General features: G+C 66.8%; 12 protein-coding genes. 3 read left to right on the plus strand and 9 right to left on the minus strand.

Annotated elements, in window-relative coordinates; translation table 11 throughout:
* Positions 1–19 precede the first annotated feature (19 nt).
* On the minus strand, positions 20–1,495 hold the full coding sequence (locus AC5Y3Z_RS12470) for a glutamate-cysteine ligase family protein (RefSeq protein WP_473140314.1): 1,476 nt from the start codon (positions 1,493–1,495) through the stop codon (positions 20–22).
* A gap of 18 nt (positions 1,496–1,513) precedes the next feature.
* Positions 1,514–2,296: a class I SAM-dependent methyltransferase gene (locus AC5Y3Z_RS12475; protein WP_473140313.1), complete on the minus strand. Its 783-nt coding sequence runs from the start codon at positions 2,294–2,296 to the stop codon at positions 1,514–1,516.
* 37 nt (positions 2,297–2,333) lie between these two features.
* Here AC5Y3Z_RS12475 and glpK point away from each other — a divergent pair, with 37 nt between their 5' ends.
* A complete protein-coding gene (glpK, locus tag AC5Y3Z_RS12480) occupies positions 2,334–3,860 on the plus strand; it encodes a glycerol kinase GlpK (protein ID WP_473140312.1) in 1,527 nt (508 codons plus the stop codon).
* Between the two features lie 30 nt (positions 3,861–3,890).
* Here the strand turns inward: glpK and AC5Y3Z_RS12485 are convergent, their stop codons facing one another.
* Positions 3,891–4,613: a PadR family transcriptional regulator gene (locus tag AC5Y3Z_RS12485; protein ID WP_473140311.1), complete on the minus strand. Its 723-nt coding sequence runs from the start codon at positions 4,611–4,613 to the stop codon at positions 3,891–3,893.
* Positions 4,614–4,724: 111 nt separating this feature from the next.
* Entirely contained in the window at positions 4,725–5,609 is an 885-nt protein-coding gene (locus AC5Y3Z_RS12490) for an RDD family protein (protein WP_473140310.1), read from the minus strand.
* 47 nt (positions 5,610–5,656) lie between these two features.
* Here AC5Y3Z_RS12490 and AC5Y3Z_RS12495 point away from each other — a divergent pair, with 47 nt between their 5' ends.
* Positions 5,657–6,649, plus strand: a complete 993-nt coding sequence (locus AC5Y3Z_RS12495) for a stage II sporulation protein M (RefSeq protein WP_473140309.1) — start codon at positions 5,657–5,659, stop codon at positions 6,647–6,649.
* Between the two features lie 12 nt (positions 6,650–6,661).
* On the opposite strand, the gene AC5Y3Z_RS12500 is transcribed toward AC5Y3Z_RS12495, so the two are convergent.
* From AC5Y3Z_RS12500 to AC5Y3Z_RS12520, 5 genes are read right to left on the minus strand one after another with little or no spacing between them, the layout of a single operon-like run.
* A complete protein-coding gene (locus AC5Y3Z_RS12500; RefSeq protein ID WP_463826005.1) occupies positions 6,662–7,984 on the minus strand; it encodes a DUF58 domain-containing protein in 1,323 nt (440 codons plus the stop codon).
* Entirely contained in the window at positions 7,984–8,961 is a 978-nt protein-coding gene (locus AC5Y3Z_RS12505) for an AAA family ATPase (protein WP_473140308.1), read from the minus strand. The genes AC5Y3Z_RS12500 and AC5Y3Z_RS12505 overlap by 1 nt, the downstream gene beginning before the upstream one ends.
* On the minus strand, positions 8,958–10,109 hold the full coding sequence (locus AC5Y3Z_RS12510) for a DUF4350 domain-containing protein (RefSeq protein WP_473140307.1): 1,152 nt from the start codon (positions 10,107–10,109) through the stop codon (positions 8,958–8,960). The genes AC5Y3Z_RS12505 and AC5Y3Z_RS12510 overlap by 4 nt, the downstream gene beginning before the upstream one ends.
* On the minus strand, positions 10,091–10,738 hold the full coding sequence (locus AC5Y3Z_RS12515; RefSeq protein ID WP_473140306.1) for a DUF4129 domain-containing protein: 648 nt from the start codon (positions 10,736–10,738) through the stop codon (positions 10,091–10,093). The genes AC5Y3Z_RS12510 and AC5Y3Z_RS12515 overlap by 19 nt, the downstream gene beginning before the upstream one ends.
* A 13-nt stretch (positions 10,739–10,751) precedes the next feature.
* Positions 10,752–11,999 (minus strand): DUF7847 domain-containing protein, encoded by a 1,248-nt coding sequence (locus AC5Y3Z_RS12520; RefSeq protein ID WP_473140305.1) that lies wholly within the window; start codon positions 11,997–11,999, stop codon positions 10,752–10,754.
* Positions 12,000–12,149: 150 nt separating this feature from the next.
* Here AC5Y3Z_RS12520 and AC5Y3Z_RS12525 point away from each other — a divergent pair.
* Positions 12,150–12,281 (plus strand): GatB/YqeY domain-containing protein (locus tag AC5Y3Z_RS12525; protein ID WP_499925258.1); only part of this gene is annotated, 132 nt, incomplete at its 3' end.

Here is a 12,281-nt window from a genome sequence, read left to right on the forward strand (position 1 = left end):
GACCCCAACGTACGCGCCGCTAGATATCCCAGGTGTGCACCGGTTCGTTGGCGTGCATGTGCGCACAGTATCGGCGCAACATCTCGGCCAGGGCCTGTGGCCGGGTCATTCCCGCTTCCTCCAATGCTGCGACGGTGGCCACCTGCCAACTCGCACCGTTACGCCGGGCCTTCGCGCGGGCCTCGATCACGCCGAGAAACCGGTCCCGCACTGCCACCTCGACACCCCAGCGCTGCAGGCCGGCATCCGCCATCGGAAGCAACGTGTCCAACACCAATCGTTGAGTACCGATCACCCCGACGCCGGGCCAGTGCAACTGTGCCTCGATACCCTGCTGCGCCGCCTGCAAGAAATTACGTTGTGCCACCGGAAAACTCATCTCCGTCCACACCGGCCGCTCGGCCTCCGACAAGCTGCGCAGCATGCCGTAATAGAAAGCCGAATTTGCAAGCATGTCAACAACACTGGGTCCGGCCGGTAATACGCGGTTCTCCAGCCGTAGATGCGGGCGGCCGTCCACCACGTCGTACACCGGGCGATTCCACCGGTAGACCGTGCCGTTGTGCAGACGAAGTTCCGACAGCGCCGGGGCGCGTCCCGCGGTCAGTTCGGCGACGGGGTCTTCGTCGGACACCTCGGGAAGGAGAGACGGAAAATAGCGGACGTTCTCCTTGAACAGGTCGGCAACAGAGCCGATCCAGCGCTCACCGAACCACACCCGGGGCCGTACGCCCTGAACTTTCAATTCCTCCGATCGGGTGTCGGTGGACTGTGCGAACAGTTCGATACGGGTTTCCGACCAGAGTCGGTGGCCGAAGAAGAACGGCGAATTCGCGGCCAATGCCAATTGCGGTCCCGCCAGGACCTGCGCCGCATTCCAGTTGGCGGCGAAATCCTCCGGTGCCACCTGCAGGTGCAATTGCATGCTGGTGCAGGCGGATTCGGGTGCTATCGAGCCGGCCTGCCAGTGCAGCGGCTCCGGACCGGCAATGTTGATGGGGATGTCCTCACCGCGGGCGCGGAAGATGGACTCGTTGAGAGCGGTGTAACGCAGCGATTCGCTCATCCATCCGCTGTCCGAGAGATGTTGGGGCATCAGGGTGGGCAGGATGCCGATCATGACGATGTGCGATCCGCTTGAATTCGCTTTCAGCTCCGCGTCATTGAGGCTGGTGCGGACCTCTTGTTCGAGGTCCAGACCGGTGCGACCGCGCAGCGGACGGGGTGGCACGTTGAATTCGATGTTGTAGGCGCCCAATTCGGTTTGGTAGGCCGGGTCGGCGATCGCCTCCAGCACGAATCGGTTGGACATGGCTGGTTGATAGTCGGCATCGACAAGATTGCATTCGATCTCCATGCCGGTCAGCGGCTGCTCGACGTCGAAGCTGCTGCGGGTGAGCATCGTCTCGAGGACATCGAGACACAGCTGCACCTTGCGCCGGTATTCCCGCCGATGTGCACGGTCATACGTGGTGCGCTTGACCTCTTCGCCCACAACAACGATGCAACAGGTTCAGCGGGCGCTGCGCAACCGGCTTGCCACCGCGACCAGCGGCAGGGGCCGTAAGGACCTGTTGAACACGGTGCCGCCCCGCAACGTGACTTCGATCGCAGGGTCGGCGTGCCGGGCCAGCGCGAGGAGCGCGGAGCGGCTGTACGCTCGCAGCGAGCTGATCACGCCGTCATGCGTCATCGCGAACATCGCCAGCGGCAGCATGTGCGCCAGTCGCAGGATGTGCAGCGCCGGCCGCGGCCGGGGCAGGTCGATGATCACCAATTTCGCCGCGACGCGCGTGCCTTCGGCGAACACCCGGGCCGCCGGCAGCGGCGGCAGATGGTGAAACGACAGGGCGAAGACGGCGAGGTCAAAGGCGCCGTCGGGTGCGTCGATGGCGGTCGCGTCCATCACCCGGACGGTGGCGCGCGGGTGCGAACCGAGGTCGCCGGCGCCGATGGCGGCCACCAGTGCCGGATCCACGTCGGTGACGGTGAGCCGCACGCCGGGGTGGATGCTCAGCAGGGTGCGGGAGAGCCCGCCGTGGCCGGACCCGAGTTCGAGGATCCTGGGTTCGACCACGTCGCGGACTTCCTCGAGCACGATGCCGGCGATGGTCTTGTGCAGCCCGAACAGCCGTCCCATGCGATCCAGGGAACGGATCGCCGCCCGCTTCTTCCTCCCTGCGTCGTCGCGGTCGATGTACTCCAGCCGTTGGGTTTCCAGCCGCCGGTCGAGCCACGACGCGTCGGGACCGCCGCGTGGCATCCCCTCGATGTCAACAGCCACATAAGCAATCATGAACGATGAAGCAATCCCGCCACTTTAGGAGTGCATCTTGGCCGAATCTCCTGACTTGATAGCTGCCATCGATCAGGGCACCACCAGCACCCGCTGCATGATCTTCGATCAGGACGGCACCGAAGTGGGCCGCCACCAACTCGAGCACGACCAGATCCTGCCCAAAGCCGGTTGGGTCGAACACAACCCGGTGGAGATCTGGGAGCGCACCGTCTCGGTGCTGCGGACTGTGTTGAACTCGTCCAAGTTCACCTCGAAAGACATTGCGGCACTGGGCATCACCAACCAGCGCGAGACGACTCTGGTGTGGGATCGCAAGACCGGGCGGCCGTATTACAACGCGATTGTCTGGCAAGACACCCGCACCGACCGCATTGCCACCGCGTTGGACCGCGACGGTCGCGGCGACGTGATCCGCCGTAAAGCCGGACTGCCGCCGGCGACATATTTCTCCGGCGGGAAGTTGCAGTGGATCTTGGAGAATGTCGACGAGGTGCGCGACGCGGGCCGTCGCGGCGACGCGCTGTTCGGCACCGCCGACAGTTGGGTGCTGTGGAACCTGACCGGCGGTCCGCGCGGCGGGGTGCACGTCACCGACGTCACCAACGCCAGCCGGACCATGCTGATGAACTTGGAGACACTGGACTGGGACGACGAGCTGCTGTCGTTTTTCGACATCCCGCGGGAGATGCTGCCCAAAATCGAGCCGTCGTCGGCGCTGCAACCCTACGGCGTCACGACCGAAGACGGGCCGGTCGGCGGTGAGGTTCCGATCACCGGCGTGCTCGGCGACCAGCACGCCGCGATGGTCGGCCAGGTCTGCCTGAACTCCGGCGAGGCGAAGAACACCTACGGCACCGGCAATTTCCTGTTGCTGAACACTGGTGAGACGATTGTGCGGTCCGAGAACGGTCTGCTGACCACCGTCTGCTACCAATTCGGCGACGCCAAACCTGTTTATGCACTTGAGGGTTCGATCGCAGTAACCGGATCGGCGGTGCAGTGGCTGCGGGATCAGCTCGGCATCATCAGCGGCGCCGCACAAAGCGAGTCACTGGCCCGTCAGGTCGACGACAACGGCGGGGTCTACTTCGTGCCGGCATTCTCCGGATTGTTCGCCCCCTATTGGCGATCCGACGCCCGCGGCGCAATCGTCGGTCTGTCGCGGTACAACACCAACGCGCACGTGGCCCGTGCGACGCTGGAGGCGATCTGTTATCAAAGCCGCGACGTGGTGGATGCGATGGCTGCCGATTCCGGTGTGCGACTTGAGATATTGAAGGTCGACGGTGGTATCACCGCCAACGATCTGTGTATGCAGATCCAGGCCGACGTGTTGGGTGTGGACGTGGTACGACCGGTGGTCGCCGAGACCACTGCACTGGGTGCGGCCTACGCGGCGGGTCTGGCGGTCGGAGTCTGGAACGACGCGTCTGATCTGCGCGCCAACTGGCAGGAAGACCGGCGCTGGACGCCGAATTGGGACGACGACCAGCGTGCCGCCGGGTACGAGGGTTGGCGAAAGGCGGTGCAGCGGACCCTGGACTGGGTTGATGTGTCCTGAGGTCCAGGGTCCACTGCCACGACGGCAGCTTCAGTCCTCGCCGAGAATGCCGTAGATCTCCCGCCGCGCGTTGTTGAGTACGTCGACAATGCGTTGCTGCTGCTCGGAGTTGGCCGCCTGGGCCGACTGGCCCACCGCGCCGAACAGCTGGCGCGCTGCGGTCCGCAACTTCAGATGGGCGGGGTCCACGCCGTCGGCGATCTCCTCCCAAGGCGGGGTGGCAACCTGTTGTGCGGCAGCGCGACCCTCGTCGGTCAGCTCGAAAAGCTTTTTGCTGCCATCGGTTTCGTTGGCGGTGATCAGGCCTTCGTCATCCAGGAGTTGCAAGGTCGGGTAGACCGAACCGGGGCTCGGCTTCCAGAAACCGTTGCTGCGTTCGGCAATCTGCTGGATCATCTCGTAGCCGTGCATGGGCCGCTCGCCGAGCAGCACCAGGATCGCGGCGCGCACGTCGCCGCGACGACCGCGGCCGCCTCGCCGTCCGCCGCCGCGGGGTCCGCCGAATCCCGGTCGGCCGAAACCGAAACCAGGTCCGAAGCCGGGGCCGGGTCCGAAGCCGGGGCCGAAACCGAACGGTGCGTCCTGGTCGCCGGCGTTTTCACGCAGGTTCTCGATGAATTCGCGTCGGGCGTGTCGCTTAGTGCCGTGGAACGCCCGTCGCTGGGCGGGGCCCGGACCGAAGCCGAATCCGGGGCGGGCGCCCAACGGACCGGGGCCGAATGGGCCGGTAGGGGGTGTGAATGGGGTGTTCAATGGTATGTCCTTCGAATATTTCGATGTGTTGATTAATATCACGATATATCGGAAAGGAGCGTAGTGCAACGCCCTGCCGGTGGGACCGGTGGGCCGTGGTGGCGTGCGGTATCAGCTCGGCGGCGAGAATCCGCCGGGATCGGCACTCGTCGACGGTGTCGTCGTGGGCGGCGGTTGCCAGGCCACCGGTGGCGGCGGTTGCCAGGCCGCCGGTTGTGGGGGTGACCAATTCGGCGGTGGCATCGGCGGTCCGACGCTCGGCCGCAATCGCGCGAGTTCCCGCCGGTGCCGTTCGGCCAATACCGCGGCCAGCAGCAGTTGGGGCGGAACCCCCGGCGGTGGCGGCGGCGCTATGTGTGCTACCACATCGCCGGCTATCCGGTAAGCCATCTGCTCGCGCAGCGGGGGATCGAGTTGCATTGCCCGGGAAAGGAATTGGCGGGCAACCTCGGCCTGGCCAGCGGTCAACCCGGACAATTGCAGGGACGCGGCCCACCCCGCCAGCTGGGGCGGCATCATGGGCGGAGGCGCCAGCCGCGGACCCCGTTCGCTCACCACGACGGTGCCCGCGAATAAGTCACCGACCCGCTTGCCTTTCGGCGAGAACAAGCTACAGATCACTGCGGGGCTGCCGAATAGCATCCAGATCTCGATCACCGCCGCCAATGCGCGAAACAGCGCCTGCCGGAAGCGTTCCGGACCGCCGTCGTCGGAGACTACGCGCAGACCCAACGCCATCTTGCCCAGTGAACGTCCGCGCGTCGCGACCTCGATGCCCACCGGATAGCCGACCATGGCCAACACCGTGAAGATGATCAGGAACGCGATCGTCAACGCCTGGTCGAACTGCGACAGGGTGGCCGCCCACAACACCAGACCCACGAAGTAGGCGAAGGCGATCACGGTGATGTCGATGATCGCGCTGAGCGCGCGCACCGGTAGCTGCGCGATCTGGACGTCGAGCACCACGGCGTCCCCGGTCACCACCTCCGACATACCTGGGAACGCTACAGGGGCGGTGGCCCGCCGGTAGGCTGCGCAGCGTGGACGTCGACGCGTTCTTGCTCACCCACCGGGGCACCTGGGACCGGCTGGAACAGCTGATCAAGAAGCGTCGTTCGCTGACCGGCGCCGAGGTCGACGAACTCGTGGAGCTGTACCAGCGGGTGTCCACCCACCTGTCGATCCTGCGGTCGGTGTCGTCGGACTCGCTGGTGACGGGCCGGCTCTCGAGTCTCGTCGCCCGCGCCCGGTCCGCGGTCACCGGTGCCTACGCCCCGATGAGCAGCACCGTTGTGCGTTTCTGGACGGTGTCGTTCCCCGTCGTCGCCTATCGCGCGTGGCGCTGGTGGTTGGCGACGGCGGTGGCCTTCTTCGCCGTCGTTGTCGTCATGGCGTTGTGGGTCGCCGGGAACCCCGAGGTGCAGTCCATGCTGGGGACGCCGGCCGAGATCGACGAACTGATCAATCACGACGTCGAGTCCTATTACAGCGAGCACCCGGCTGCGGCGTTCGCCCTGCAGGTGTGGCTGAACAACTCCTGGGTGGCGGCCAAATGCATCGCGATGTCGGTCGTGCTGGGACTGCCGATACCGTTTGTGCTCTTCGACAACGCCGCCAACGTGGCGGTGATCGCGGGTCTGATGTTCCCGGCCGGCAAGGGGGGGTTGCTGCTCGGACTGTTGCTGCCCCACGGGTTGCTGGAGTTGACCGCGGTTTTCCTGGCCGCCGCGGTCGGGATGCGGTTGGGCTGGTCGGTGATTTCGCCGGGCGATCGGCCGCGCGGGCAGGTGCTGGCCGAAGAGGGCCGTGGCGTGGTGTCGGTGGCGGTAGGGCTGGTGGCGGTCTTGCTGGTCTCGGGGTTGATCGAAGCAATGGTGACGCCGTCGCCGCTGCCGACGTTCGCCCGCATCGGTATCGGCGTGCTGGCCGAGGTGGCGTTCCTGTCCTACATCGTCTACTTCGGCCGGCGCGGGGTGGCTGCCGGCGAAACCGGCGACATCGAGGACGCGCCCGACTTCGTGCCGACCGGTTAGCGCCGGCACGTCCTACAGCTGGCCGGTAGCTTTCATGGCCAGGTAACGGTCGGCGAGCCCGGGCGCGATCTCGCTCGGCGGCGCGTCGACGACCTCGACCCCGTTGCGGCGTAGTCGCGACGCGATCGCCCGCCGCTCGTTGCGGGAGCGTTCGGCTGCCGCGGCGTCGTAGACGGCGGCCGCGTCGGAACGTCCGGCGGCCAGCTGGTCGACGCGCGGGTCGGCGACCGCGGCCACCAACACGTGGTGCTTGGCGGACAGCTGAGGAAGCACCGGCAGCAGGCCCTCATCCAGAGCGGTGGCATTCAGATCGGTCAGCAGCACCACCAGCGACCGTCGGCGCGTACGCCTCAAGATAGTGGCAACCATTGTCCGCCAATCGGATTCGATGAGCGCGGGTTGCAGCGGCGCCATCGCGTCGACCAATTGAGCCAGCAACTCGGTGCGCGAGGCGCCGAACACCGCGGCCCGGCTCACCCGGTCATGGGCCAGGAAGTCGACATGATCACCAGCGCGAGATGCCAACGCCGCCAGCAGCAGAGCAGCATCCATCGCCCAGTCCAGCCGGGGCCAGCCCGCCGGGTCGCCGGCCGTCGGATCGACACCCACCCGCCCGGCGGCCATGCGTCCGGTGTCGAGCACGATCACCACCCGCCGGTCCCGCTCGGGCCGCCAGGTACGGACCATCACGTCGGTGCGCCGCGCGCTGGCCCGCCAGTCGATCGAGCGGACGTCGTCACCTACGACATACTCACGCAGCGAGTCGAATTCGGTGCCCTGCCCGCGGATCAGGGTAGGCAGCAGCCCGTCGATCTCCCGCAGTTTGGCCAGCCGCGACGGTAAATGCTTGCGGGACAGGAACGGCGGCAGCACCCGCACGTGACCGGGCACCGTCTGTGAACCCTGTCGGCCCGCGAACCCCAGTGGACCAATCGAACGGGCGGTGACCACCGCCGCACGCTGATCGCCACGGCGAACCGGGCGCAGGTGGGTGGCCACCTGCTGACGTTGCCCGCCGGCGATCACCAGTCGATGGGCACGCGGCTCGCCGCGTGCACTGGGCGGCCATGCATCGCGCACCTGGCCGCGAAATCGTCGGCGACTGTCGTTGTGAATCAACAGACCCGCGTCCACCGGTTGCCCCAATCGCACCGACGAGTCCGGCGAACGGCTGTAACGCAGTCGCCGCGGACTCGCCGCCAACAGCACGTCGATCGTCACCAAGCTGACGAGCACCAGCAACAGGATCACGAAAGCCCTTGCCGGCCAAGGAGCTACCGCGATCGGAAAGACGCAGATCAGCGCCAGCAGCCCGGTGCGTCCGGTCAGGATCACTAGCGTGGCACCGGTACCGAGGCCAGGATGCCGTCCAGCACACCGTCAGACGTGGCGCCTTCCAACTCCGCCTCCGGGCGCAGCATGACCCGGTGCCGCAGCGTCGGCCGGGCCATCGCCTTCACGTCGTCGGGAGTGACGTAGTTGCGACCGGACAACCACGCCCACGACCGCGCGGTGCCCAGCAGTGCGGTCGCCCCGCGCGGGGACACCCCGAGTTGCAGGGCGGGGGAAGACCGGGTGGCCCCGACGATGTCGACGATGTAACCCAGCACCTCATCGGCGATCAACACCTGACGTACCGCCTCCCGACCGGCCGCCAGCTCGGCGGGACCGGCGACGGGTTTGACGGCGGACAGATCACGCGGGTCGAAACCATGCGCGTGCCGGCCGAGGATCGCGATCTCGGCGTCGCGCGGCGGCAGGGTCACGTTCAATTTCAACAGGAATCGGTCTAGCTGAGCTTCGGGCAACTGGTAGGTGCCTTCGTATTCGATCGGGTTCTGCGTAGCGGCGACGATGAACGGATCCGGCAACGGCTTGGCTTCACCGTCGATGCTGACCTGGCGCTCCTCCATCGCCTCGAGCAGGGCAGCCTGGGTCTTCGGCGGAGTGCGGTTGATTTCGTCGGCGAGTAGCAGGTTGGTGAACACCGGGCCGGCCCGAAACGCGAATTCCGCGGTGTGGGTGTCGTAGATGAGCGAGCCGGTGATATCACCGGGCATCAGGTCCGGGGTGAACTGCACCCGCTTGAAATCCAGCTGCAGTGCGGCGGCCAGGGCGCGCACCATCAACGTCTTCGCCACTCCCGGAACGCCTTCCAGCAACACGTGACCCTGACACAACAGCGCGATCACCAGACCGCTGATCACCCCCTCTTGTCCGACAACGGCTTTGGCGATCTCGTTGCGCAACCCCAGTAGTGCGTCTCGAGCCGGATCTGCGACAGAGGACTGCGCGGGCGGGGACTGTGTCACGAGTGGGTGACCTGCCTTTCGATGTCGTCGAGCGCAAGGGCGAGGTTTCGTAGGTCGGTGTCGTTGTTCGGGGCGGGACCATACAAGTGGTACTGCACAAAGTCCGGGTCGGCCCCGCTGCGCTGGCTGACGGTTGTCACCACGGCAGGCGGTAGGGCGTTGGGACCCAGGCCCAGTCGCGGCACCAGCCGCTGCAGCGTCGCGGTGCGCAACGCCTCAGCAGCGCGGTCACGGGCGCGACGGGATCGGTACAACCGGCCCCGACCCTCGACCGTCTCCGAGGCGCGCACGACGACCGGGAGTTCCTCGGCCACCAACGGACCGACCCGACGGCCACGCCACAACGCCAGCAGCGCGACGACCAGGCATAGTTGCCAGACGATCCATGTCACGTTGTCCGGGAACAGGTCCGTGATCGACTCCGGTGCCGAATTGTGTCCCTCGGCTCGTCGGGGCGCGAACCAGACGACCCGGGGGCGCATGCCGGCGAGGTTCATCGCCAACGCGGCGTTGCCCGCCTCGAGTAACCCGTCGTTCGTCATGAAACGGCTGCTGCCGACCACGGTGATGGTTCGGCCGTCGTCGTGGTAGCTGACCAATGCGCCGCCGTAACAACTGACCAAATCCAGGTCACCCCTGGCCCGGTAGGAATCACTCGGCCCCAGATTCACCGACCCGGCCCGGTTCGCCTGTGGCAGAGGACAATTGGGCTCAATAGCAAGCTTGCTGGCAGCACCCACTCGCAACCGGGGCGTCAGCGCGGTGCGTGCCCGGGAGGTGGGGTCCACCAACAACAGGTCGCCGGGAACCCTGCCCACCCGCTCCAGCAGCGAGTTGTCGCTCAGGTACTGCGTCCGTGCGACCACCAGCAGCGTGTCGGGTCGGGCCGCGCGCTCGACTTCGGCGACCGTATCGGCCACGACGACCTCGACGCCACCGTCCCGCAGCAACGTCACCAGTGCATGCGCACCCGCCGGACTGGTGGCCTCCGGGTCCAGCGTCCCGCCGGGGCGCGGCGCCGTCAGATATGTGGTGATGAAGGCCACCACCGTCACCGCGGCCAGCGCAAGCAGGACCGCGCGCCACGGACGTCGTTGCCGAACGGAACCGGGCGGCGGGCGGGTGGCGGTCACCGGATCTGAGCCCAATCCGACGCCGGCAACTGGGCCGGCACCGTCGAAGTCATTGAGCGCGAACGAATATGATCGTCGAGGTCGGCGATCAACTGGTAGGTGGCCTGGGTGCCCGGTCGCTCACCGTAGGTCACATCGTTGAAAGCCGTTGCCGCCTGCGACAGTTCACCCACCAGATGCGGAAGTACCACCCCGGCGTCGGTGGACAGTTCGTTGGCGGTCCGGCCGGGCACCTGGTTGAGCACGCCCGTCTCCTCCAGTTCACGCGCTACCGCGCGCAACCTGTGGCGGATCGCAGCGGACCAGTTACCTTCTGCCGCAAAGCCTTCCGCGGTAGCGCGATGCTGGGCCGCGGTCAGTTGACCGGCGTCGAACAGCTCGTAGTCGCCGCCGCGGTTGGTGCGAAGGGTGCGTCGCGCGATGTGTACGGCAACCGCGACGGCGATCGCCACCAGGATGAGCAACACGCTGACAGTGAACCAGCCGCCCGGCAGTGACGAGGTCTTCTGTAGCAACCGGAGCAGGAACGCGGTGATCTTGTCGGCGATGTCGTCGGTCAGTGAGTGTTTGGGATAGATCGGCTTGTTGAGTTCGCGCTGCGCTGCGTCGTGGGCGGCATCGCGGTCGATGTCAATGGCTGGCACCAGTTGTTCTCCGTCAGATGGGGCGCGTCAGCCACAGATTGTCGGTGGATTCCACCGCGGCGGGACCATTGAGGGCGCCAGACTGTAGGACCAGGTCGAACGCTTCGGCACGCATGCGGCGGTCGGTGTACAGCAGCACCACCACGCCGGCGGTGAAGGGCGCGGTCACGATCTGGCTGATGGCGCCCCCGATAGCTGACAAGGTGGACCCCACCAGCACGCCGGTGGTGCCCGAGGCGCCGATCAACATGATCTCGGCGACAATGGTGAACGGCATCGAGATTGCGCCGCCGACGATTCCAACGACCAGGGCAGCCAGCAGCTGGATGCCCAGGACCCGCCAAAAACCGTTGCGCACCAATGCGAACGACCGGGCGATCGCGTCGAATACCGGCAGCCTTTCCAGCACGATCAACACCGGGGCGAAGACCAGCACGGTGTAGGCGTAGGCCAACAGCAGGACGACCACGAACAGCAGCGGAAAGCCGAGCAGCACCGCTACGCCGGAATTGGCCACGTACCCGACTCCGACCAGGATCACCACGACCAAGCCGATGATCACCGCCGTCCCGACGCCTTCCAGCACCGCCAGCCCCAGCAGGGTGAGAATGCGGCCGCGCACCTTGGCCCAGGCTTCGCCCATGGTGATCGGCGAGCCGAATACCGCGCGCCCGACCACCACGGTCAGCATTCCGCTCAGCAGCATGCCGCCCAACCAGGTGACCAGGGCGCTGCCACCTACCGAAGCCAGGTAGGCGCCCGCTGCCCCGGCCCGTGCAGCGGATCGGTCGGAGTCCAACGAGTTGAGCGCGGTCAACGGGCCGATCACGGTGAGCAACGAAATGACCTGCATGACGACCACGACCAGGGCGGTCAACCCCAGGGTCGGCTTGGGGTTGGCGCGGATGTAGCCGACGGCGCCGTTGAACATATCGCTGAGGGTCAGGGGTCGCAGCGGGATGATGCCGGGTTTCGCGGCACCCGGCATGGGTGCGGGGCCGAACTGGGTGCCGTAGGCCTGAGGCGGGGGGCCGTAGCCCGGGGGCGGACCGTAGCCCGGGGGCGGGGGCCCGTAGCCCGGGGGCGGGGGCCCGTAGCCCGGGGGCGGACCGTAGCCCGGGGGCGGGTAGCCGGGAGGCGGCCCGTAGCCCGGCGGCGGGGGCGGGGAGGCGTATGCGGGCGGCGGTCCATAAGCGGGCGGCGGAGCGTAGGCGGCGTCGATCGGTGCCGCACCATCAGCCACGGCGGATCCGCTCTCCATACTCTGAGGACCGTTGGAAGGGTCAGGCGGCAGCGTGCTCACCGGCGGCGGCGGCTGTCGACGTGCGTCATGGGGTCCATCCTGTCGGCGGTCGCGGCATTTCTCAACGTAGGGCCGTGACCGCTCTCTCGCGCGCGTAGCGTCTCTGAGATGGCGGAATTGAAGTCCCGGCTTCGGGCGGACCTGACCGACGCGATGAAGGCGCAGGAAAAGCTGCGAACGGCGACCCTGCGAATGGTGCTCGCCGCTATCCAAACCGAGGAGGTAGCGGGCAAGGAGGCC

Source organism: Mycobacterium sp. NGS61, assembly GCF_059812325.1.

Bases quoted from the DNA above. Each gene is read 5' to 3' on its own strand.
- AC5Y3Z_RS12475 (WP_473140313.1), bottom strand. From the start codon at position 2,296: ATGATTGCTTATGTGGCTGTTGACATCGAGGGGATGCCACGCGGCGGT.
- AC5Y3Z_RS12490 (WP_473140310.1), bottom strand. From the start codon at position 5,609: ATGTCGGAGGTGGTGACCGGGGACGCCGTGGTGCTCGACGTCCAGATC.
- AC5Y3Z_RS12520 (WP_473140305.1), bottom strand. From the start codon at position 11,999: ATGGAGAGCGGATCCGCCGTGGCTGATGGTGCGGCACCGATCGACGCC.